Genomic DNA, 21841 nt, shown 5'->3' on the forward strand with positions numbered 1-21841 from the left:
GGCCGCGTCGCCGCAGCGGACGGCCCCGCAGCACCACTCGCAGCCGTACCCGCAGCCGGCGCCGACGCAGCGGCCCGCGCACGGCGGCGGGCAGACCGCGCCCCAGCAGCTCGCCCCGCAGCACGGGGTGGCTCCGCAGCAGCTCGCCCCCCAGCAGATGGCGCCCCACCCGATGGCACCCCAGCAGATGGCGCCGGGGCAGGGCATGTGGGCGGCGCCGCCGGCCCCGCCCCGTCGGCCGCTGCTGGTGTGGACCGGGCACCTGCTGATCGTCGCCCTCGCCGCGCTCGCCCCCTACATCTCGCTCGGCGTCCTGCTCCTGCTCGGCGCGCTCGCCCGCACCTGGGAGCGCAGCCACCGCTCCGTGACCGCGCAGCGGATGCGCGGCGCGACCGGCTCCGGACCGACCTGGGCGGCAGGGCTCGCCAGCCCCTTCCGCTTCCTGCTGGGACTGCTCGAGATCACGCTGCAGGCACTGTTCCCGCTGACCCTCGGCCTGCTCGTGGGCCTGGCCCTCGACGCCGCCTGGACGCTGCTGCAGGGCTCGCCCCTGCCCGACGGGGTCGCCTTCGCGACCGCCATGGCGATCACCCTGCTGATCACCTGGGTCGGGATCGGCAGCCGCACCACCCGCGACGGCGCCCACCGGATGCTCGACGCGGCCGCGCCCGACATGCTGTGGGGCGCGATCGTGCTGGTGCTGCTCCTGCTGCTGCTCGGCGCGGTGGTCTTCGCGCTCGTGGCGCGCGAGGGGATGGTGGACTACCTCCCCTTCCCGCACGGGCCGCGGCTGGACGATATCGCGCTGTGGAGACGGTGACGACGCCTCTCCTGCACAGGGGCGCGGGTGCTCACCGCGCGGGGGCGGGTGAGGTCGCTCATCCCGTCCGGCCCCGTCCAGGCGGCCACGGTTAAACTCTGCACGACCCACCACCGACCGCTGCCCCAGCCCGGGGCGAGGAGAACACATGGCCGCGTCCGGTCCGTCCCAGTCGGCGCAGGAGCGCCGCGAAGCACAGCGCGAAGCCCTGCGCACGCAGCGCCAGGCAGAGCTCAAGCGCCAGCGCACCGTCCGCACCATCGTGATCGCGGCGGTCACCGTCGTCGCGCTCGTGCTGGTCGCCGCCGCCGGTCTGTTCATCTACCGCCAGGCGCAGCCGGCGGGCCCCGTCGCGACCCCCGAGGGCGTCGCCGAGGACCAGCCCTATCTCCCGATCGGCGCCCCCGAGGACTCGGGCAAGCCGGTGCTCGAGATCCACCTCGACTTCATGTGCCCCGTCTGCGGCCAGTTCGAGGAGATCAACGGCGCGGACCTCCAGCAGATCGTCGAGAACGAGGAGGCGACCGTGCACCTCGTGCCGCGCCGCTTCCTGGACACCCAGTCCACCACCGGCGACTACTCCTCCCGCGCCGCGAACGCTCTCGCCTGCGTGTGGGAGGACAACCCCGACAACGCCATCGGCTTCCAGCAGCTGATGTTCGCCAACCAGCCCGCCGAGGGCAGCGCGGGCCTGACCGACGAGCAGATCTGGGGCTACGCCCAGGAGGCCGGCGCCTCCGACGAGGTCCAGTCCTGCATGAGCTCGAAGACCTACCAGCCGTGGGTGCGCCAGGTCGTGGACCCCTATGGCGAGGAGACCGGCGGCGGCACCCCGTACGTCGAGATCGACGGCGAGACCTTCGGCTCCGACCAGTGGTCCCAGCCCGGCCAGCTGCGCGAGGCCGTGCTCTCCGCTGGCGGCGAGTCCGCCTCCGACGGCGGCGAGCGCTGAGCCGCAGGCCGCCCCGGGGCCCACGGGCCTCTACACTCTCAGGGGACCGGCCGCACCGCGGCCGGTCCCCTCTCGCTGGAGTGGCGCAACGGTAGCGCACCTGTCTTGTAAACAGGTGGTTGCGGGTTCGATTCCCGTCTCCAGCTCTCGCCCCGGTCCCCGCAGGACCGTGCGGCAGCCCCGCAGGAAAGAGCCCCTCGCCGGATCACTCCGGCGAGGGGCTCGTGCGTGCGGGGCGGGCCCGGTGGGTCAGAACGTCTCGTAGGACACCTTGTTCACCGTGAAGCCCTTGCCGGTCATGACGTTCCAGCAGGTCATCCCGTCGAAGCGGCTCGTGCACGCCACGTCGCCGCGCTGAGCGCTGCGGTCGTACTCGAGGGTGGGCGCTGAGTCGCTGAGGAAGGACGAGCCGCAGGCCCGCTCGGCGTCCTCTCCCGCGACGGTGATCGAGAACGGTCCGTCCTCGCAGTCCTCGAGCCCTGCCTCGGAGAAGTCCCGCTCCACGAGGGAGCAGGAGACGGAGTCCTCCTCGAGATGGCAGCTGATGTTCCCGGTGGGGGAGCGCAGCTCGGTCATCTCCTCGGCGCCCTCGGGAGCGGGGGAGACGGGATCCTCGGTGGTCTCCTCGGTCGTCTCCTCCGCGGTGGTCTCCTCCGGAGCGGCCTCGGCGCTGGTCGTCGAGCTGTCGCGCTGGTACTCCTCCTCGTCGGGGGCGAACAGGGCGCGGGCACCCAGCCCGATCACGAGCAGCAGTATCAGGGCGAGCACGAGGCAGCCGCCGCAGGCGATCAGGGCCCGCTTCCGGCTGCCGTCGTCGGAATCGTCCTCCTTCTGGGGCGGTCGGCCGACGGGCGGCGGGGCCGAGGCGGGGCCCTGCGAAGCCGGACCCGGGGATGACGGGCCCTGCTCCCCATAGGGGTACTGCTGCTGTCCGTAGGGGCCCTGCGGATCGGTCGGATGCGACGAGGCGGCAGCGCCCGCGGCGGCGGACGCTGCGACGGCCGGCATCTGCCGGGTCGGCGAACCTGCCTGCGGGGCCGGCGAGGCCTGCGGTGCCGGCGAGGCCTGCGGTGCCGGAGAGGGCTGCGCGGCCGGGGACGTCTGCGAGGCAGGGGCGGCGCCGAGCGGGACCACGGAGGCCTTCGGCGACAGCCGTACCGAGGGCGACCCCTCGGCCGGAGGCTGTGCGGAGGGCGACGGCTGCGCGGCAGACGCCGGCCCGCCGACGGGGGCCTGCTGCGCGGGCGGGGCCGGGGGCGGCGTCGTGCCGGGGCGCCCGTCGGCGGAGGCGTCGGATCGCGCGGCTCCCGCACCCGCAGCGCCGGCTGCGGCGGCGCCGGTCGCTCCGGCGGCGGTGCCCCAGACGAGTGCCTCGGGGACCTCGTCCCAGGCGGAGGCGTCGTCGTCGAGCCCGGGCTGCGACGCCGACGCGGGCCGCTCCTCGGCAGACTGCGACTCCTGCGCGGCGGTCTGCTCCGGGTCCGCGGGCTCGGGCTCCTCGTCGGGGACCACCTGGTGCAGCTGGGTGGGTTCGCCCTCGTCGAGGTCGTCGTCCTCGTCGGACTGCTCGGTGCCGGCCTCGTAGGCCTGCTTCGCCCACTGGTTCGTGGCCAGGATCCACTGGCGCGCGACCTCGGGGGCCGAGGGGTTCATGACGATCAGCCGGTGCAGCTGGGGGTGCTTCTCGGTGAGCTCGAGGAGGCGTTCCGGACTGGTGCCCGGGTCGGCCGCCTCCTCCGCCGTCGAACGGTGCTCTGCCACCGTGCTCTCCCTTCCTTGCGGGGTCACGGCAGGGCGCTCGCGGCTCGCGGGGGCGGCCTGCCGATCCATGAGAATGGCACATCGGCGCGCTCCGAGGCACTGCGAGGCGGCCCCATGCAGCGGTGACCCGCAGGTCACCGGGGCCTCGCGGCCCGCTCGTCGGACGGTCCGGGGTGCACTTTGACCTGCGGCGACTCCGAGGCCCGACCCCTCGAGGTGCCGCAGAGCCGGCATGTGACGGGGGTCTCGACCGTGGAGGCGACAGAAGGGGCGCGGGTGCCGTCGGCCCGCGTGCGGGGGCCGGGCGCGGTCAGCCCGCGGTGATCACCGGCAGCGCGGTGGTGGTCGTCGTCGGCTCGCCGTGGGCGTCCAGCGGACGCACCTTCAGCCAGTAGACGCCGTGCCCGCCGAGGGTGAGGGTGAGGGTGCCGGCCTCGTCCACCGCCGGGAACTCATGCCCGCCGAAGAGGTCCCGGACGGTGCGCCGGTCCATCCCGGTCATCTCGAGCGTCGCCGTGACCGGCTGGGACGACAGGTTGAACACGCACAGCAGCGTCTCGGCGTGCGCCTCCGCGTCCTCGCCGTGCTCGGCGCCGTCGTAGGTGCGGGTGAAGGCGAGCACCCGTTCGGAGTCCGCCGGGATGTTCCTGTACGCGCCGAGCCCGAAGGCGTCGTGCTCCTTGCGCACCGCGAGCATCCACCGCACGAAGTGCAGCAGGGAGCCGGAGTGCGCCATGTGCGCCTCGACGTTGGTGGTCGAGTAGTGGTAGACGAGCGACTGGATCACCGGCAGGTAGAGCTTGCCCGGGTCGGTGATCTCGCTGAACCCGGCGTTGCGGTCCGGGGTCCACTGCATCGGGGTGCGCACCGCGTCGCGGTCCTCGAGCCAGATGTTGTCGCCCATCGCGATCTCGTCCCCGTAGTAGAGGAACGGGGAGCCGGGCAGCGACAGCAGCAGGGCGTGGATCAGCTCGAGCTCGGAGCGGGAGTTGTCCAGCAGCGGCGCCAGGCGCCGACGGATGCCGACGTTCGCGCGCATCCGCGTATCGGGCGCGTACCAGCCGAGCATCGCCGAGCGGTCCTCGCCGGAGACCATCTCGAGGGTCAGCTCGTCGTGGTTGCGCAGGAAGGTGCCCCACTGGGCGCCGGCGGGGATCTCGGGGGTGTCCTCGAGGATGTCGATGATGTGGCGGGCGCTGCCCTCGCGCAGCGCGTAGAACAGCCGCGGCATCACCGGGAAGTGGAAGCACATGTGGCACTCGGGCCGCTCGGGGGTGCCGAAGTACTCCACCACGTCGGCCGGCCACTGGTTCGCCTCGGCGATGATCACGCGGCCCGGCCAGCTCTCGTCCACGAACTCCCGCAGCTCGGCGAGGAACTCGTGGGTGGCCGGCAGGTTCTCCCCGTCGGTGCCCTCCTCCTCGAAGAGGTACGGGATCGCGTCGGCGCGGAACCCGTCGATGCCCTTGTCCAGCCAGAAGCGCACCACCTCGAACATCGCCTCGCGCACCGCGGGGTTCTCGAAGTTCAGGTCCGGCTGGTGGGAGAAGAAGCGGTGCCAGAAGAACTGCCGGCGCACCGGGTCGAAGGACCAGTTGCTCTCCTCGGTGTCCACGAAGATGATGCGCGCGTCCTGGTACTTCTCGTCCGTGTCGGACCAGACGTAGAAGTCCCCGTACGGGCCCTCGGGGTCGGAGCGGGACTCGAGGAACCAGGGGTGCTTGTCGGAGGTGTGGTTCATCGGCAGGTCGATGATCACGCGGATCCCGCGCCGGTGCGCCTCGGAGACCAGTCGCTCGAAGTCGGTGATCGAGCCGAACTCCGGCAGCACCTGCTCGTAGTCGGAGATGTCGTAGCCGCCGTCCCGCAGCGGGGAGGCGAAGAAGGGCGGCAGCCACAGGCAGTCGATGCCGAGCCATTGCAGGTAGTCCAGGCGCTCGATGAGGCCGGTGAAGTCCCCGGTCCCGTCGCCGTTGCCGTCGGCGAAGGCGCGCACCAGCACCTCGTAGAACACGGCCTTGCGGTACCAGTGCGGGTCGTAGTCGACCCCCGGGCCCTGCGGGGAGAACTGGGCGGGGTTCAGGGGCATCGGGACCTCCACGGCGGCTGGGACGGCGGACGCGCTTACACCACAATAGTGTCCGCCGCGTCGGCGCGGACCCCCTCGGCGGGCGACGGACCGGGCGGTCTCCTCCCGCCCTGTCGGGCGCGAGGCTGCGGGGCCCGCCGCCGCGGCGGGACCGGCGCGCTCTCGGCCCGGGCGCGGTCCCAGGCCGACCTCAGTCCCGGATCCGCCAGTCCACGGGGTCGGCGCCCTGCGCCTCGAGCAGCGCGTTCACCTGCGAGAAGGGACGGGAGCCGAAGAAGCCGCGAGAGGCCGACAGGGGGCTCGGGTGCGGGCTCGCCACATGCGGAACCTCGCCCAGCAGCGGGATCAGCGACTGCGCATCGCGGCCCCAGAGGATCGCCGCGAGCGGCCCGCCGCGGGCCACCAGCGCGCGGATCGCGTGCTCGGTGATCTCCTCCCAGCCGCGACGTCGGTGCGAGGCGGGGGCGCCGGGCGCGACGGTGAGGACCCGGTTCAGCAGCAGCACCCCCTGGTCCTGCCAGGAGGAGAGGTCGCCGTGCGCGGCGGGGACGATGCCGAGATCGCTCTCGAGCTCCTTGTAGATGTTGGTCAGGGAGCGGGGGAGCGGGCGCACGTGCCGCTCCACCGCGAAGGACAGACCGATCGGGTGACCCGGCGTGGGATACGGGTCCTGGCCGACGATCAGCACCCGCACCTCGGACATCGGCCGGGTGAAGGCGCGCAGCACCGCCTCGCCGGCGGGCAGGTAGCCGCGGCCCGCGCGGACCTCCTCGCGCAGGAAGCCGCCGATCTCGTGGAGGCGGTCCTCGACGGGGCGGAGGGTCTCGGCCCAGTCGGGGGCGATGATCTCGGTCAGGGGGGCAGCCATGGAGGCAGTCAACCATCCGCCGGCGGCGCCGTCGGGGCGCGTCGGCCCCTCCCGGCGAGGCATCCCTCACGACCTGCGCGGGGCAGCGGCGTGGCAGCGCGGGGGAGCGGGCGCGGGTGCGTAGCCTCGATCCATGCCCTCCGCCTCCGACGAGCCCGCCCGCGCCGACGCGCGCCCCTCCGACACCCCGTCGTCGGAGCGCACGTCGACGGAGCGCACGGCGTCCGAGCGCGTGCCGTCCGAGGTCGCGCTGCCGGGGCCGCAGGGGGCGCTCACCGAGCGGGACCGGCGGATCCTCGCGCTCGAGGGGCGCACCTTCCGCTACGTCGGCGCGAAGGAGCGGGCGATCCGCGAGGAGATCGGCCTGTCGAAGGTCGCCTACTACGTGCGGCTGAACGCCCTGCTCGACGAGCCGGCGGCGCTGCGCGCGGCCCCCGCCGTCGTCAACAGGCTCCGCGCCCGACGCACCTCCGAGGACGGCGGTGCCTCCCTCGGCGGCGACCATCGCGTGGCCTGAGCCATCCGTCTCCGGGGCGTGTGCTCCACCCCCGATCCGGGTCGACCATGTTAAATGGGTCCGTGGCTGATTCCCAGTATCCCTACCCGCCGGACCGATTCGACGACGAGGCGGACGCCGTCACCTTCCACGGCGCCCACCGCGCCGAGCTCCCCTTCTGGCGGGAGAACCTGCTGTACATCATCATCATCGGCGCGGCCGTGGTGCTGCTGGTGGTGCTGCTCTTCGTGATCGGCGGCATGGGCGGCGGCGACGACGGCGCCGAGGGCCCGGCCTCCAGCTCCGAGAGCGCCTCGAGCGAGGCCGCCCCCGAGGAGAGTTCCTCGGAGGAGCCCGCCCCGGAGCCCGACCTCTCCGTGCCCGTCCAGGTGGTCAACGCCGGCAGCATCAACGGCCTCGCCGGCACCTGGCAGGAGGAGCTCCAGGGCGAGGGCTGGGAGGACGTCAGCGTCGCCACCGCCGACAGCCCCCAGCAGGAGCCCGTCGTGTTCTACCGCGACGAGGCAGACGCGGACACCGCCCAGGCGCTCGCCGAGCAGGTCGGCGCCGGCGAGGCCCGCCAGAGCGACGAGTACGACTCGCCCCTGACCTTCGTCGCGGTCACCGAGCCCGGTGACGGCGGCGACGAGGGCGGCGAGGGCGAGGGCTGACCCCTCCCCGCACGCCCCTGCGGCCCCGCGACGCGCCGCTCCTCCTCCGGGAGGGGCGGCGCGTCCGCGTGTGCGGGCCGTGGGGCGGGACGGGGTGCGCGCCCGTCGGCGCCGTCCGGCGCGCTCGTCGGCCCGGCGCGCCCGTCGGCGCCGGTCGGCGAGATGCCCCCGGGCGACGTCCGCCCCGGCAGCCGGTGGCGTGTCCGCTTCTCGCAGAGAGTTAGCACTCTCGGGGGCAGAGTGCTTATGATGATCTGGCACTCGGTGCACGGGAGTGACAGCCCCTGCGCACATAGCCTCCGCGCACCGGGACCTGAACATTCCGGCCCCGTGAGGGCGTCGGCGCCGTGGGACATGAACACGGAGTCGGCTCCCGTCCGTCGCGGGCACTGGGCCGGGTGGACATCACAGACACGGGAGAGATTCCACAATGGCCAAGCTCATCTCTTACGACGAGGAGGCCCGGCGCGGCCTCGAGCGGGGAATGAACCAGCTCGCCGACGCCGTCAAGGTCACCCTCGGCCCCAAGGGTCGCAACGTCGTGCTCGAGAAGTCCTGGGGCGCCCCCACCATCACCAACGACGGCGTGTCGATCGCCAAGGAGATCGAGCTCGACGATCCCTACGAGAAGATCGGCGCCGAGCTGGTGAAGGAGGTCGCCAAGAAGACCGACGACATCGCCGGCGACGGCACCACCACCGCCACCGTCCTCGCACAGGCCCTGGTCAAGGAGGGCCTGCGCAACGTCGCCGCGGGCGCCAACCCGATCGCGCTCAAGCGCGGCATCGACCAGGCCGTGGCCGCGGTCTCCGAGACCCTGCTCAAGCAGGCCAAGGAGATCGAGACCAAGGAGCAGATCGCTTCCACCGCCGCCATCTCCGCGGCCGACCCGGCCATCGGCGAGCTCATCGCCGAGGCCCTCGACAAGGTCGGCAAGGAGGGCGTGATCACGGTCGAGGAGTCCAACACCATGGGCCTCGAGCTGGAGCTCACCGAGGGCATGCGCTTCGACAAGGGCTTCATCTCGCCGTACTTCGTCACCGACGCCGAGCGCCAGGAGACCGTGCTCGAGGATCCCTACATCCTCCTGCTCTCCTCCAAGGTGTCCTCCGTCAAGGACCTGCTGCCGCTGCTGGAGAAGGTCATCCAGGCCGGCAAGCCGCTGGCGATCATCGCCGAGGACGTCGAGGGCGAGGCCCTCGCGGTGCTCGTGGTGAACAAGCTCAAGGGCTCCTTCAAGTCCGTGGCCGTCAAGGCCCCCGGCTTCGGCGACCGTCGCAAGGCGATGCTGGAGGACATGGCGATCCTCACCGGCGGCCAGGTCATCGCCGAGGAGGTCGGCCTCAAGCTGGAGACCGCCGGTCTCGAGCAGCTCGGCCAGGCGCGCAAGATCGTCGTCACCAAGGATGAGACCACCATCGTCGAGGGCACCGGCGACGCCGACCGCATCGCCGGCCGCGTCTCCCAGATCCGCGCCGAGATCGAGAACTCCGACTCGGACTACGACCGCGAGAAGCTCCAGGAGCGCCTCGCGAAGCTGGCCGGCGGCGTCGCCGTCATCAAGGCCGGCGCCGCGACCGAGGTCGAGCTCAAGGAGCGCAAGCACCGCATCGAGGATGCCGTGCGCAACGCCAAGGCCGCCGTGGACGAGGGCGTCGTCGCCGGTGGTGGCGTCGCGCTGCTGCAGGCCGGTGCGGACACCTTCGGCAAGCTCGCCCTCGAGGGCGACGAGGCCACCGGTGGCAACATCGTCAAGGTCGCCATCGAGGCACCGCTCAAGCAGATCGCGGTCAACGCCGGTCTCGAGGGCGGCGTCGTGGCGGAGAAGGTCAAGAACCTTCCCGTCGGCCAGGGCCTGAACGCGGCCACCGGTGAGTACGAGGACCTGGTCTCGGCCGGGATCATCGACCCCGTCAAGGTGACCCGCTCCGCGCTGCAGAACGCCGCGTCCATCGCGGGCCTGTTCCTCACCACCGAGGCCGTCGTGGCCGACAAGCCGGAGCCCGAGGCCCCGGCCGCCGGCGGCGACATGGGCGGCATGGGGGGCATGGGCGGCATGATGTGATCTCCTGATCACCTGCCGCTCCACCCGAGTGCTCGACGAGCCCCGATCCTCTGACGAGGGTCGGGGCTCGTCGCTGTCCGTGGAGGCGGGAATGGGCAGTACTCCCCATGGTCGCGGCGGGCACCGGCGCCTATGGTCGGGTGCGGGGGAGACATCGACGTCACACGGAGGGGAACCATGTTCCACGGAGCAGACACCGGCCGGCTGCAGGACTTCGCGCAGCGGCTGGGAGAGAGCTCGGGACGCACGTCGGAGCTGCTCGACGAGGCGACCACCTGGAGGCTGAGCCGTTCGAAGCCCGCGGGGCTGGAACTGGAGCGGTATCTCCTCATCGACGACGGCGACCCCGCCACCGTATGGGTGGCAACGTGTCCTGCTCTCGATGCCGTGGCAGGGAACGGGTGGAGCGCGTGAGCGACCCGGTGCCGCGACGAGGAGTCCTCGCCGCGGCGGGAACGGGCCTGCCGCTGTCGCTCCTCGGATGCGTCGGCGATGCCGAGGACCCGGCGCCGTCGACGACGGTGCCGGACGGTATGCCGACCACGGCGGTCGGCGTCCTCGAGAGCGCGGACCTCGCCCCGCCGCCCGAGGGTGCGCAGGCGCAATTGCTGGAGAGCGCCACGATCTCGGAGTTCGAGGCATGGGCCGTCGAAGTGAGGTTCGAGGCACCTGCCGACGAGCTTGAGCGCTGGATGGTCGACAGCTACGGCGACCCCGACGGGGTCGGGCGGGCCTGGGTCACGCCGCAGGAGGTGAAGGATGCCATGGACATCGAGGACGTGCCGGACACCTGGCGGATCGAGGAGACGTCGATACAGGGGACCGCCTTCGAGCGCATGGTGCTCGTCGACGACGCGGACCCGCGGACCGTCCGGGTACGACTCAGCGAGGTCCGCTGATCGTCTCCACCGGAGCGCCGGAGGACGATTCCGCTCTGTGCACGAACGAGCGGCCGCGCAGCGCGTCACGTCCGTGCTCGTGGAGCTCTCCGTCCTCGCCTTCGCGCTGCTGGGCCTGGTCTGGGGCGGGATCCGCGGCATGTCGATCTCCTTCGACCAGGCGATCCCGGGCCTGCCGGTGACCGTGGGGCAGATGTATCTGGCCCTGCCGATCGCGGGCGTGCTCATCGCCCTGTCCCCCTCGAGGACCTCGTGCGCGCCGCGCGCGGCGACGACATGCTCGCCGGTGACGACGCCCCCTCGTGGAAGGGTCGGGCGGCGGGGTCCTCGCCGTCCGGGCCCTCCCTCACGGGCCTCGCGGTCGGGGTCTCGCAGTCCGGGTCCGCCGCCGGCCTGGTCGTCCTCGAGGGTCAGCCTGCGCACTGCCGGCCCGGGCGTGGTCGGCCGGTGGCGCGGGGCGTGCCACTACGGCATATATGCCGTAGTGGCACGCCCTGCGCCATGACCTGACCATGCCCGGGCCGCGAGAGGGCGGGGACGGGCTGCGTGGGGGTGGCGCAGCGCCCCGAGGAGGTGGGGAACAGCCCCGAGGGGGTGGGGTAGGGCCGCGAGGGGTAGGAGAGGAGCACGAGGAGGTGCGGCGGAGCCGGCGAGGACGCGCCGGCCGGCCCGGGGCCGGTCAGACGAGGAAGATCGGGATCGCGCCCGGATGACGGGCGTGCACGATCGCGAGGAAGCCGACCACGTCGAACAGCAGGTGACAGCTCGTCCCAGGTGCCCACGAAGTTCACGCCCGCGAAGAAGCGGGCCACCTCCCCGCCGTCGGCCAGGTTCGGCCAGTTGCGGTAGACGCCCGAGGTGATCAAGTAGAACGGAAGGATCAGCCAGCCCAGGAAGGGCACGGCCACGATGTAGCCCTTCTCGAGGCGGGTCCACGGCTCGCCCGTGCGCAGCGGGAACCGGATCGCGCGCCGGCGCAGCAGCAGACGGTCCGCCGCCTCCGGCACCAGCACCGCCAGCAGCAGCACGGCGCCGATGGCGAGCAAGCGGTCCCAGTCCACCGAGGCGACGACCGAGGTGGTCGAGACGATCGTGATCCCGACGCCGATCAGCGCGAGGTCCTTCGCGAGCTCCCGGCAGATGAGCACCGCGCCGAGCAGGCTGAGGGCCAGCAGCAGGTGGCCCCAGCCGGCCAGCTGCAGGGCGAACAGCAGGAACCCGGAGACGGAGACGCCGACCGCCGGCAGCAGCGCGAGGCGTGAGGCGGAGGAGGGCTCCGCGGGGTCCGCGGGGGCGGCGGCCGACGGCGTCGTCATGTTCTCAGCATGGCGGGTGCGGCACCTCGACGGGACACGCCCTGCCGCGTCGGTCCGCGCCCGTCGTGCGCGAGGATGGAGAGATGGCACCCACCGACGCGCAGCCGCCCGCCCTCTCGCTCCTCACCCAGAACATCCGGTACCACGACGAGAGCACCCTCCCCGGTCAGGCCGACCACTGGCCCGAGCGGGCCCCGGCGCTCGCCCGGCTCCTCGGCGAGGCCGACGCGGACGTCGTCGGCCTGCAGGAGGTGCTCGCCTCGCAGATCCCCGTGATCGACGAGACCCTCGCCGCCACCCATCTGCGCCTCGGCATCGGCCGGGAGGGCGGCGGACGCGGGGAGCACAACCTCCTGCTGCTGCGCCGGGACCGGTTCGAGGTGCTGGACTGGGACCAGCTGTGGCTCTCCGAGGAGCCCGGCAGGATCGGGTCGACGGGCTGGGACGCGATGTGCCCCCGGATCGCGGTGTGGGCACGGGTGCGGGACCGGGAGAGCGGCGGCGAGCTGGTCGCCGCGGTGACGCACCTGGACCACGAGGGGCACGAGGCGAGGGCGACGGGCGCGGGACTGCTCGCTCAGCACCTGCGCGAAGCGGCCGACGGCGTTCCCGTGGTGCTGCTGGGCGACTTCAACGCCGCAGGCGGCGACAGCATCCCGTGGCGGGTGCTGCGAGACGCCGGCTTCGAGGACGCCCACGACGTCGCCGCCGAGCAGGCGGGGGAGGACATCGGCACCTTCCCCGACTACGGCACCCCGGAGGTGGGCGGTATCCGGATCGACTGGATCCTCGTCCGTGACCTCGTCGTCGAGGAGTACGCGGCCCGGGTGCCGATGCTGGAGGGCCGCGCGGCGAGCGACCACGCGACGGTCACCGCGCGGGTGCGGCCGACGGGGCGCTGACGCGCCGCCCGTCCCGCCTCACATGTCGCGGGCGGAGGTGAGCAGCTGTGACCCGCCCGCGCACACGGCGGTGAGCTCGAGCAGGTCGCCCGCGTCGGAGACGTCCGGTCCCTTCTCCTGAGCGAGCGCGGGCGACACGTCGACCCAGCCGCCCGGGCAGTCCTGGACCCCGCCCTCGAGGGTGGGGACGAGCGCGTCGAGCACTTCGTCCTCGGTGACCGGCTCGGGGGCGTCCGCCCCGCCGTGGTCGGAGGCGCCGGCCGCTGCCGTGGCGGAGACGAGCTCGTCGACCTGCGCGGGCTCCAGCTCGATCACCGCCTGCCACCAGTAGTCGTCCTGGGCCGGGATCGGCACCCTCTCGTACGGGTCGGTGAACCGGCCCTCGGCGATCGTCACCGCGCCCACGGTCTCGAGTACGGGGAAGTGCTCCTCGACGAGCTCGGGGGAGTGCAGGACGAGATCGGGCTGGTAGTACCGCTCGGAGGCCTCGTCCCGCACCCAGTCGGGCTCGTCCCGGTCGGTGCCGCCGCCCATCGGGCCGCAGCCGCCGAGCAGCGCCGCGGCGAGGAGCGCGCCGGTCAGCGCCCGGGTAGTCCTGCGCCGGGCGGTGCCTCGCGGCGAGGCCCGGCGTGCCCGTGCGCTGCGGCCCGCCGGATCGTGCGTCGGTCTCTCGTCGGCCATGGCTCCCCCTTCGTCCCCGGCGCCATGTCTACCAGGTGCCGGGGCCCCGGGCCGCAGCGCCGGGGACAGGGGAGCGGCGGTCTCAGAGCCCCCAGGCCTCGGCGAGCAGCTCAAGGCTCCTCAGCCGGTCCGCCGGGTCGAAGTGATAGGCGGTGAGGATCAGCTCGTCGGCCTTCGTCGCCGCGACGATCTCCTCGAGCTGGGAGACGACCGTGGCGGGGGAGCCGACGGCCTTGATCGACAGGGTCTGGTCCACCTTCTGCAGGAGGTGCTCCGGGGCGACCTCCGTGATGTCCCGCGGCGGCTGGATCTTCTGCCGCTGCCCGGTGACGACGCCGAGGAACATCTGCTGCAGGGTCGTGAACTGGCGCTGCGCCTCCTCGTCGGTCTCGGCGACCACGAGGTTCACGCCCACCATCGTAAGGGGCTGCTCGATCTGCGCGGAGGCCGCGTCGGGGTCGAAGTGGGCGCGGTAGGTCTCCAGCGCATGCAGGTACTGGAAGGGCGCGAAATGGGAGGCGACCGAGAAGGGCATGCCCAGCTGCGCCGCCAGGCGCGCACCGTTCGCCGTCGAGCCGAGGATCCACATCGGCACCTCGGTGCCGCGGGCGACCTCCGCGGTGATCGGCAGTCCACCGGAGGCGGGCACCTCACGGGACCAGTCCCGCATCTGCTCGACCGCGGCGATGAAGGCACCGGGCTCGGCGGAGGTGCGGGCCAGCAGCTGCGCGGTGAGCTGGTCGGTGCCGGGCGCGCGGCCGAGGCCGAGATCGATCCGGTCGCCGTGGAACTGCACGAGGGTGCCGAACTGCTCGATCACCGCCAGCGGCGAGTGGTTCGGGAGCATGATCCCGCCGGAGCCGACGCGGATCCGCTGCGTCATCGAGGCGGCGCGGTCGATCAGCAGCGAGGTCGCCGAGGAGGCGAGGGAGTCGGTGTTGTGGTGCTCGGCGAACCAGTACCGCTCGTAGCCGAGCCGGTCCGCGGCCTGCGCGCCCTCCATCGAGGCGGCGATGGCGTCGCGGGTGCTCTGGCCGTCGGAGATGGAGACGAGATCGAGGATCGACAGGGGCACGTGAGGAGCGTTCATACTGCTCAGGCTATCGACGCGGGCGTGGGGCGGGGAGGGCGCAGGGTGAGAGGTTCTCGACCCCGTCGGCGGGAAGCTTCCGCACCCCGGATGCGTTCCCGGCGACATGAGGATCTCCCTGCTCGACCGCTCCCGCACGCGCGCCGGCCGCGACGAACAGGCCGCCCTCGCCGACAGCGTCCAGCGGGCAGTCGCCGCCGAGCAGCTCGGATACCACCGCTTCTGGGTCGCCGAGCACCACACCGTGCCGGGCATCGCCAGCGGCGCTCCGGCCGTGCTGCTCGCCGCGATCGGGCAGCGCACCGCGCGGATCCGGCTCGGCTCCGGCGGGGTGATGCTGCCGAACCACCGCCCCCTCGTCGTCGCCGAGCAGTTCCTGATGCTCGAGGCGCTCACGCCGGGACGCATCGACCTCGGGCTCGGCCGCTCCCTCGGCTTCACCGCCCCGGTCCGCGAGGCGCTGGGACGCACCGAGGCGAGCACGGAGGACTTCGCGGCGGAGGTGGGGCAGGTGCGCGACCTGCTCGAGGGCACCGCGCCGCTCACCGCCCGGCCCGTCGCGACGGAGCCCCCGCCGATGCACCTGCTCGCCACCGGTGCCGGGCTCGGCATCGCCGCCCTGCTCGGCCTCGGCGTGGTGCTCGGCGGGCCCGTCCTGCGTGCCGACGACGTGGGCGAGCGCGTCGCCGCCTACCGGCGCGAGTTCCGCCCGCACCGCGGCAGCGTCCCGCACGTGATGGTCTCGATGGACCTGCTGGTGGCCGACACCGACGCCGAGGCCCGCGAGCTCGCGCTCCCCGAGGTGTGGGCGATGGTCCGCTCCCGGGAGACCGGCGCGTTCCCTCCACTGGAGGACCCGGCCCGCATTCGGGCACAGGGGCTCTCCTCGCGCGAGCGCGACCGGGTGGAGAAGGGGCTCGGTAAGGCCTGGGCGGGCAGCCCCGCGAGCCTGCGGCCTCGGGTGGAGCGGGTGCTCGAGGCGACCGGGGCCGACGAGCTCCTCGCCGCGGGCGCCACCTTCGACCGCGCCGCGCTCGCCGGCTCCGATGCACGGGTCATGCGGCTGCTGGGCTGAGGTGCGTCGGCCCCGACCGCCGGCCCTGTCCGTCTCCGCCGCTCAGCCGACGTCGAGCCCGGTGCTCAGCGCGATGTTCCCGGCGATCATCGCCGCGAGCACCACGAGGCCTATGACCGGCACCGCGCGCAGTCGCAGCGGTTCGGCGCCCACCTCGCGCACCCAGCGGGAGAAGAGGTGCGCCATCGGCGCGAAGACGAAGGTGGCGGTGCCAGCCGCGAGGATCGCGATCTGCTCGCCCGCTCCCATCTCCGCCCCGCTGAGCACGAGATACTGCAGAGCCAGCAGCACCGAGGCGATCATCCCCCACAGCCAGGGGAACAGCGTCACGGCGTTGCGCCGCACGGGGTCCTCGCCCGCGAAGCGCGCCATGTGCGGGGCGAAGGCCCAGGCATTGGCGAACATGCCGCCGACGCCCACGCCCAGCAGCGCGAACTGCGCGACCACCGGCAGGCCCATCAGCTGCGCCGCCGTGCCGGTGTCCCCGGCGCCGAACGGAGTCAAGCACAGGTAGGTCACGCCCTCCTGCACGGACACGAAGGCGAACCAGACCCAGACCAGGTGGGCGAGGTCCCCGCGCTGCCGCAGCGGGGTCCACCGCTGCAGCAGGATGCCGGTGACGAGGCTGAACGCCGGCCCGGCGAGCAGGGCCACGACCTCCGCGGTGACGGTGAGATCGCCGTGGTGGAGGACGCCGAAGGGGTACAGGGTCCCGCCGTGTCCGAACACGAGGCCGGTGACGAGATGGACGAGCTCGTGCAGAAGGATCATCAGCGCGCTCGCGATCAGCGCGGCGACGAGGCTGTTGACGAGGAGCGAGCGGGCGGAGGGGAGGGGGATGGGATCTCTGTCGGCGAGAGCCATTCCCAGATCGTGGCACCTCGCGCGCGGCGCGGGGGCGATTCGCCCGATTCCATGACAGCTGTCATGACTCTGGCGCCCCGCCTCGACCCCTCGTAAAATACCTACTGAAGGTACATGTCGAAGGGAGAAGGCGCCATGGCGACCACGTTCACGAGCCGGGAGTTCAACCGCGACGTCTCGGCGGCGAAGCGCGCAGCCGAGAACGGACCGGTGACCATCACCGACCACGGTCGGCGCTCGCACGTGCTCCTGACGGCCGAGGAGTTCGATCGGCTGAGCGGCGCCCGCGAGCGCCTCGGGGATCGACTCTGGGCACGGGGAACGGAGGGCATCTACCTCGACCTGCCGCCGAGGCGCGTCGAGGTGCCTCGGGAGGACGACCTGTGAGACACCTGCTGGACACGAACGTCCTCAGCGACGCTCGTGCGCGACGGTCCCCGGCTCTGATGGCCTGGCTGCAGGAGCAGGTGATCGCCGACCTCCATCTGAGCGCCGTCACCCTGCTGGAGCTGGAGCGCGGAGTCCGCCGGAAGGAACGCGTCGATCCCGCAGGAGCCGGGCCGCTGCGACGATGGCTCGATGAGGACGTGCGGGCGTCCTTCGCCGGGCGGGTGCTGCCCGTCGACGACGAGGTCGCGGTCGCGGCGGCGGCTCTGCACGTCCCCGACCCGATGCCCGAGATGGACGCCCTGATCGCGGCGACAGCTCTCGTCCACGGGCTCACCCTCGTCACACGGAACATCAAGGACTTCGCCAGTGTGCCGGTCGCCCTCTTCGACCCGTGGACCGAGTGAGCGCCAGTCGATGCATGGCGGTCACCGCCGCCCGTGCAGCGCCTTCCGGAAGCACACGCTGATCCCGTCGGCCGGGTCGTAGGGCGCGAACACGTCGATCCGCTCCCAGCCCTCGCGCTCGTAGAGCGCGATCGCCTCGGGCTGGCGGTTGCCGGTCTGGAGGAACAGCTCGTCCGAGCCGCGGTCCCGGGCCGCGTCCTCGAGCCGGGCCAGGATCCGGCTCGCGAGGCCCAGCCTCCGATGGTCCGCGTCGACGACCAGGCGCTTGACCTCCCAGCGGTCCGGCAGGCGGCGCAGCGTCCCGGTCGCGGCGGGCTTCCCGTCCACGAGCGCGAGCACCACCACGGCCACGTCCTCGGCGCTCGGAGGGGCCGGGCGAGGGGAGCCCTGGCGCAGGGCCGCGTAGCGGGGCGAGAGCTCGACGTCCATCGACTCCCGCAGCGCTGCGCCGCGCGGGTCGTCCCAGTCGGTGTCGGCCCAGGTCAGGATCCGACCGCCCGGCAGGACGGCGAGGGAGGAGGCGGTGGTGGTCATGCGCTGGCCCCCACATCCTGGCGGGCGGATGTGTCATCGGAGTCCGCCCCCTTGGTCGACTCCGCTCATCGTAGGGGCGGGATCGGACATCTGTCCGCATCCGGCGAGGATGTGGACGGGGTCAGCCCTGCGCGTCCGCGTCGTCCCGGGGCGGGCGCAGCGCGGTCTCGTCCTCGCCGTGGATCGGCACGTGCGCCTCGGGGATGTCCTCGTAGCTCGCGGGATCGGAGATCGGCTCGAGATGGGTGAGCACGTGCAGGGTCGGCATCACGCCCATCAGCTCGTGCTCGAGGCCCTCGATGTAGTCGTGGCCGCGCTTGACCGTCCAGTCGTCGGGCACGAGCACGTGCACGTTCATGTACTTCTCCTGCCCCGCCTCGCGGGTCTGCAGGCCGTGGAAGGTGACGGTCCCGTCGGTGCGGCGGCGCAGGATCTCGGTGATCACCTCGTGCTCCTCGTCCGGCAGCGCCTTGTCCAGCAGTCCGGAGACGGACTCGGTGATCAGGCCGATGCCGGTGACGATGATGTTCACGCCGACGGCGAAGGCGACGAGCGCATCCAGTCGCTCCCAGCCGGTCAGCACCACCAGCGCCACGCCCACCAGCACTCCCGCGCTCGTGACCACGTCGGTCATCAGGTGCTTGCCGTCGGCGCGCAGGGTGATCGAGCTGTGCTTCCGCCCGGCACGCAGCAGCACGAGCGCCACGCCGCCGTTGACCAGCGAGGCGATCACGGAGATCGCCAGGCCCCAGCCTACGTTCTCGAGGGGCCGCGGGTTCAGGAAGCGCTCGACGGCGGTGACGAGTATGACGCCGGCGGCGGCGAAGATCATCACGCCCTCGACCGCGGCGGAGAAGTACTCTGCCTTCGCGCGGCCGTAGAGGAAGCGCTCGGTGGCCGGACGGAACGCGACGCGCAGCGCGATCAGCGCGACGACCGCGGCGACGAGGTTCACCACCGACTCCGCCGCGTCGGAGAGCAGGCCGACGGAGCCGGTCATCACCCAGGCGCCGGCCTTGAGCGTGATCGTGACGATCGCGGCGGCGATCGAGAGCCAGGCGAACTTCGTCAGGTCCACCTTCTGGCGGACGGGACGGGAGGAGGTCTCGGTGCTGCTCATGGATGGTCCTTGCGGGGAGGGTCGGGGGCGAGGGAGCCGTCCGGGGCGATGTGCTCGAAGATCTGCTCGACGAGCTGGACCACGTGCGGGTCCTCGACGGTGTAGTAGCTGTGGCGGCCCTCGCGGGTCGCCGAGACGATGCCGGTCAGGCGCAGCTTGCGCAGGTGCTGGCTGGTGGTGGGCAGGCTCAGGCCCACCCGCTCCGCGAGCTCGCCCACGTCGTAGCGGCCCGTGCTCATCAGCTGCACGAGATGGAGGCGAGCAGGGCTGGCCAGCATCGAGAAGGTGTCCGCGGCCGCGGCGAGCTGCGGCTCGGTGGGCGCGCGGTCCTCCGGGGGTGTCGTCATGCCCGCCATCCTCCCGAACGTTTCGTCATTCGCGCAACTGACGAAATGGACGATGTGGCGCGCCCGACGGCAGGTTTGCCCTGAGCGGGGGCGGCGCGGCGTACTGTGAGGCCCCCGTCACAGCGACGTCGACGAAGGAGTCTCCGCATGTACAACCTCTCCGTGGTGCTCGAGGACAGCGCCCGCACCGCCCCCGACCGTCCCGCCCTGGTGCTGGGCGAGACCTCCCTGACCTACGCCGAGGTCGACGCCGCCGCCTGCCGCGTCGCGCACCTCCTGGTCGAGCTCGGGGTCGAGCCGGGGGACCGGGTGGCGCTGAGCTGCCCCAACCTGCCGCAGTTCCCGATCGTCTACTTCGGGATCCTCAAGGTCGGCGCGGTCGTCGTCCCGCTGAACGTGCTGAACAAGCCCCGCGAGATCACCTACTACCTCGACGACACCGACGCCGCGGTCGCCTTCTGCTTCGAGGGCACCGAGGAGCTGCCCATCGGCCGCCACGTGGTCGAGGGCGCCGCGGCCGCGGCGCGTCCGCCGCAGATCGTGCTGATCACCGCCGACCCGTCGGCCGAGAGCCCCTACGAGGGGGTGCCCACCCTCGCCGGCGCCGTCGCCGAGCGGCCCGGGACCTTCCCCACCGTGCAGCGCGCCGAGACCGACACCGCCGTGGTCCTCTACACCTCGGGCACCACCGGGCGGCCCAAGGGCGCCGAGCTCAGCCACTCCAACCAGCTCATGAACGCCCTGACCTGCAACCGGCTGTTCGACTCGCGGCCGGGGGAGGACACCCACCTGGTCGTCCTGCCGCTGTTCCACACCTTCGGGGCGACGGTGAACATGAACGCCGGCTTCTCGATGGGGGCGACGCTGGTGATGCTGCCCCGATTCGAGCCGCAGCAGGCCCTCGAGCTGCTGCTGCGCCACCGCGTGAGCGTCTTCGCGGGCGTGCCCACCATGTGGTGGGCGCTGCTGCGCCTGCTCACCGGGGGCGCTGCGGCCGAGGGGCTCTCCGAGCACCTGCGCCTGGGCATCTCCGGCGGCGCCCCGCTGCCGGTCGAGATCCTGCGCGGCGTGAAGGAGCACCTCGGGATCTCGATCATGGAGGGCTATGGGCTCTCCGAGACCTCCCCGGTCGCCTCCTTCTCCCGCCGCGAGCGCCCGCGCCCCGGATCGATCGGCCTGCCGGTGTGGGGTGTGGAGATGGACCTGATCGACCCCGCCGATGCCGACTGGGCCCGCGTGGGCGAGGTCGACGAGATCGGGGAGATCATCGTGCGCGGCCACAACGTCATGACCGGCTACCTGGGCCGCCCCGAGGAGACCGCCGCGGTGCTGCGGGACGGCTGGTTCCGCACCGGCGATCTCGGACGCCGCGATGCGGAGGGCTTCTACTGGGTCGTCGACCGCTCCAAGGACATGATCGTGCGCGCCGGCTACAACGTGTACCCGCGCGAGGTGGAGGAGGTGCTGCTGACCCACGAGCAGATCTCCCTCGCCGCCGTGGTGGGCGTCCCGCACGAGCGCCTGGGGGAGGAGGTGGTCGCGCACCTCATCCTCGTCGACGGCGCGACCGCCACCGCCGAGGAGCTGAAGGCCTGGGCGAAGGAGCAGATGGCGGACTACAAGTATCCGCGCGAGATCGTCCTCGCCGAGTCCCTGCCGATGACCTCCACCGGGAAGATCCTCAAGCGCGAGCTGCGCTGACGCCGCCGGCGCCGGAGCGTGCGGTGTCGGACCGAGCGGCGCTGCACTGGGCGCACAAGAGCCCGCCCGCAGGGACCGGTGCTCCGGTCGCCGCGGGCGGGCTCGGGTCGTGCAGCGGAGGGGCTCAGTCCACGTAGCGGGTGGGCTCCTCGTCGACCGGGAGGCCGGCCTGCGCATAGGCGCGGAACCCGCCGACCAGGTCGGTGGCCCGGTGGAAGCCGAGGTCGCGCAGGTCGCGGGCGGCGAGCGAGGAGTAGTACCCCTCGTTGCACAGCACGATCACGAGGTCGTCGTGGCCCGGCCCGCCGTCCATGCGGTGCGCGGAGGAGGGGTCCAGCCGCCACTCGAGCACGAGGCGCTCGACCACGGCCGCCCCGGGGACGTGCCCCTCGGGCTCGCGCGTCACGGCCGAGCGGATGTCGATCACGTGCGCCCCGGCCGCCTGCGCGGCGGCGAGGTCGGCGGGCTCGACACGGTCCACGCCCCGACGCGCGGCGGCGAGGACCTCGTCGATCCCGTGGCCGGCGGGCGCCTCGGCGCGCCGACGGCCGTGGGCGGCCGACGGCTCCGTCATCGGCGCCGCCCGGAGGAGAAGGCCGCGAGGCCGCCGCCGACGGTGTTCCCGCTGCCGGAGCCCTCGGAGCTGGTCGAGTAGGTGGTGGGGGCCGGACGGCCCTGACGGCGCCCGCCGCCGGAGCCCTGACCCTGACCGCCGCGGCGCCCGCCGCCCTGGGCGGCGGAGCGGCCCTGGCCGCCCGAACGTCCCTGGCCGCCGGAGCGGCCGGAGCCGCCCTCG

General features: G+C 72.8%; 22 protein-coding genes, 1 tRNA gene and 2 pseudogenes. 13 read left to right on the top strand and 12 right to left on the bottom strand.

Annotation, left to right across the window (positions count from 1 at the left end; all coding sequences use genetic code 11):
- From L3K22_RS15485 to L3K22_RS15495, 3 genes and pseudogenes are all read left to right on the top strand, one after another.
- Positions 1-820, top strand: a pseudogene (locus L3K22_RS15485) (serine/threonine protein kinase); the annotation flags it as partial.
- Between the two features lie 148 nt (positions 821-968).
- A complete protein-coding gene (locus tag L3K22_RS15490; protein ID WP_263312184.1) occupies positions 969-1772 on the top strand; it encodes a DsbA family protein in 804 nt (267 codons plus the stop codon).
- 74 nt (positions 1773-1846) lie between these two features.
- Positions 1847-1918 (top strand) — tRNA-Thr (locus tag L3K22_RS15495).
- A gap of 103 nt (positions 1919-2021) precedes the next feature.
- Here the strand turns inward: L3K22_RS15495 and L3K22_RS15500 are convergent.
- The 3 genes from L3K22_RS15500 to L3K22_RS15510 form a co-directional block, all read right to left on the bottom strand.
- Positions 2022-3533 carry a variant leucine-rich repeat-containing protein gene (locus L3K22_RS15500; protein ID WP_263312185.1) on the bottom strand — a complete coding sequence of 504 codons (1512 nt, stop codon included), beginning with the start codon at positions 3531-3533 and terminating at the stop codon, positions 2022-2024.
- Between the two features lie 310 nt (positions 3534-3843).
- Positions 3844-5622, bottom strand: a complete 1779-nt coding sequence (gene treS / locus L3K22_RS15505) for a maltose alpha-D-glucosyltransferase (protein ID WP_263312186.1) — start codon at positions 5620-5622, stop codon at positions 3844-3846.
- A 190-nt stretch (positions 5623-5812) separates the two neighbouring features.
- Positions 5813-6490, bottom strand: coding sequence for a uracil-DNA glycosylase (locus L3K22_RS15510; RefSeq protein ID WP_263312187.1), 678 nt, complete (start codon positions 6488-6490; stop codon positions 5813-5815).
- A 133-nt stretch (positions 6491-6623) separates the two neighbouring features.
- Between L3K22_RS15510 and L3K22_RS15515 the strand changes: the two genes are divergently transcribed.
- From L3K22_RS15515 to L3K22_RS15535, 5 genes are all read left to right on the top strand, one after another.
- Positions 6624-7007, top strand: coding sequence for a DUF3263 domain-containing protein (locus tag L3K22_RS15515; protein ID WP_263312188.1), 384 nt, complete (start codon positions 6624-6626; stop codon positions 7005-7007).
- Positions 7008-7069: 62 nt separating this feature from the next.
- Positions 7070-7657, top strand: a complete 588-nt coding sequence (locus L3K22_RS15520) for a LytR C-terminal domain-containing protein (protein ID WP_263312189.1) — start codon at positions 7070-7072, stop codon at positions 7655-7657.
- A gap of 430 nt (positions 7658-8087) precedes the next feature.
- Positions 8088-9722, top strand: a complete 1635-nt coding sequence (gene groL / locus L3K22_RS15525) for a chaperonin GroEL (RefSeq protein ID WP_053918048.1) — start codon at positions 8088-8090, stop codon at positions 9720-9722.
- A 177-nt stretch (positions 9723-9899) separates the two neighbouring features.
- On the top strand, positions 9900-10136 hold the full coding sequence (locus L3K22_RS15530; protein ID WP_263312190.1) for a hypothetical protein: 237 nt from the start codon (positions 9900-9902) through the stop codon (positions 10134-10136).
- Complete coding sequence (locus tag L3K22_RS15535; protein WP_263312191.1) at positions 10133-10621, top strand: hypothetical protein; 489 nt, start codon at positions 10133-10135, stop codon at positions 10619-10621. Before L3K22_RS15530 ends, L3K22_RS15535 begins: the two co-directional genes overlap by 4 nt.
- A gap of 410 nt (positions 10622-11031) precedes the next feature.
- Here L3K22_RS15535 and L3K22_RS15540 read toward each other — a convergent pair whose 3' ends face one another.
- The gene (locus L3K22_RS15540) at positions 11032-11937 is read right to left on the bottom strand and encodes a hypothetical protein (RefSeq protein ID WP_263312192.1); all 906 of its coding nucleotides are present in this window, start codon (positions 11935-11937) and stop codon (positions 11032-11034) included.
- Positions 11938-12020: 83 nt separating this feature from the next.
- On the opposite strand from L3K22_RS15540, the gene L3K22_RS15545 reads away from it, so the two are divergent.
- Positions 12021-12839 carry an endonuclease/exonuclease/phosphatase family protein gene (locus tag L3K22_RS15545; RefSeq protein ID WP_263312193.1) on the top strand — a complete coding sequence of 273 codons (819 nt, stop codon included), beginning with the start codon at positions 12021-12023 and terminating at the stop codon, positions 12837-12839.
- 18 nt (positions 12840-12857) lie between these two features.
- Here L3K22_RS15545 and L3K22_RS15550 read toward each other — a convergent pair whose 3' ends face one another.
- Positions 12858-13520: a hypothetical protein gene (locus L3K22_RS15550; RefSeq protein ID WP_263312194.1), complete on the bottom strand. Its 663-nt coding sequence runs from the start codon at positions 13518-13520 to the stop codon at positions 12858-12860.
- A gap of 82 nt (positions 13521-13602) precedes the next feature.
- Complete coding sequence (locus L3K22_RS15555) at positions 13603-14610, bottom strand: LLM class flavin-dependent oxidoreductase (RefSeq protein WP_263312195.1); 1008 nt, start codon at positions 14608-14610, stop codon at positions 13603-13605.
- Between the two features lie 106 nt (positions 14611-14716).
- Here L3K22_RS15555 and L3K22_RS15560 point away from each other — a divergent pair, with 106 nt between their 5' ends.
- Entirely contained in the window at positions 14717-15685 is a 969-nt protein-coding gene (locus tag L3K22_RS15560) for an MsnO8 family LLM class oxidoreductase (RefSeq protein WP_263312196.1), read from the top strand.
- A gap of 42 nt (positions 15686-15727) precedes the next feature.
- Here L3K22_RS15560 and L3K22_RS15565 read toward each other — a convergent pair whose 3' ends face one another.
- Positions 15728-16549 (bottom strand): hypothetical protein, encoded by an 822-nt coding sequence (locus L3K22_RS15565; RefSeq protein ID WP_263312197.1) that lies wholly within the window; start codon positions 16547-16549, stop codon positions 15728-15730.
- A 135-nt stretch (positions 16550-16684) separates the two neighbouring features.
- Here L3K22_RS15565 and L3K22_RS15570 point away from each other — a divergent pair, with 135 nt between their 5' ends.
- A complete protein-coding gene (locus L3K22_RS15570) occupies positions 16685-16936 on the top strand; it encodes a type II toxin-antitoxin system prevent-host-death family antitoxin (RefSeq protein WP_053918040.1) in 252 nt (83 codons plus the stop codon).
- A complete protein-coding gene (locus L3K22_RS15575; RefSeq protein WP_263312198.1) occupies positions 16933-17343 on the top strand; it encodes a type II toxin-antitoxin system VapC family toxin in 411 nt (136 codons plus the stop codon). Before L3K22_RS15570 ends, L3K22_RS15575 begins: the two co-directional genes overlap by 4 nt.
- Positions 17344-17364: 21 nt before the next feature.
- Here the strand turns inward: L3K22_RS15575 and L3K22_RS15580 are convergent, their stop codons facing one another.
- From L3K22_RS15580 to L3K22_RS15590, 3 genes are all read right to left on the bottom strand, one after another.
- Entirely contained in the window at positions 17365-17877 is a 513-nt protein-coding gene (locus tag L3K22_RS15580; protein ID WP_010550106.1) for a GNAT family N-acetyltransferase, read from the bottom strand.
- A gap of 121 nt (positions 17878-17998) precedes the next feature.
- Positions 17999-18997, bottom strand: coding sequence for a cation diffusion facilitator family transporter (locus tag L3K22_RS15585; protein WP_062948738.1), 999 nt, complete (start codon positions 18995-18997; stop codon positions 17999-18001).
- Entirely contained in the window at positions 18994-19344 is a 351-nt protein-coding gene (locus L3K22_RS15590) for an ArsR/SmtB family transcription factor (protein ID WP_010550115.1), read from the bottom strand. Before L3K22_RS15590 ends, L3K22_RS15585 begins: the two co-directional genes overlap by 4 nt.
- A 147-nt stretch (positions 19345-19491) precedes the next feature.
- Between L3K22_RS15590 and L3K22_RS15595 the strand changes: the two genes are divergently transcribed.
- On the top strand, positions 19492-21045 hold the full coding sequence (locus L3K22_RS15595; RefSeq protein ID WP_263312199.1) for a long-chain-fatty-acid--CoA ligase: 1554 nt from the start codon (positions 19492-19494) through the stop codon (positions 21043-21045).
- 124 nt (positions 21046-21169) lie between these two features.
- Here L3K22_RS15595 and L3K22_RS15600 read toward each other — a convergent pair whose 3' ends face one another.
- Together L3K22_RS15600 and L3K22_RS15605 are read right to left on the bottom strand one after the other, a co-directional pair.
- On the bottom strand, positions 21170-21619 hold the full coding sequence (locus L3K22_RS15600) for a rhodanese-like domain-containing protein (protein WP_263312200.1): 450 nt from the start codon (positions 21617-21619) through the stop codon (positions 21170-21172).
- Positions 21616-21841, bottom strand: a pseudogene (locus tag L3K22_RS15605) (DEAD/DEAH box helicase); the annotation flags it as partial. The pseudogene L3K22_RS15605 and the gene L3K22_RS15600, both read right to left, overlap by 4 nt.

The organism is Brachybacterium atlanticum (assembly GCF_025669985.1).
Taxonomy (GTDB): Bacteria; Actinomycetota; Actinomycetes; order Actinomycetales; family Dermabacteraceae; genus Brachybacterium; species Brachybacterium conglomeratum.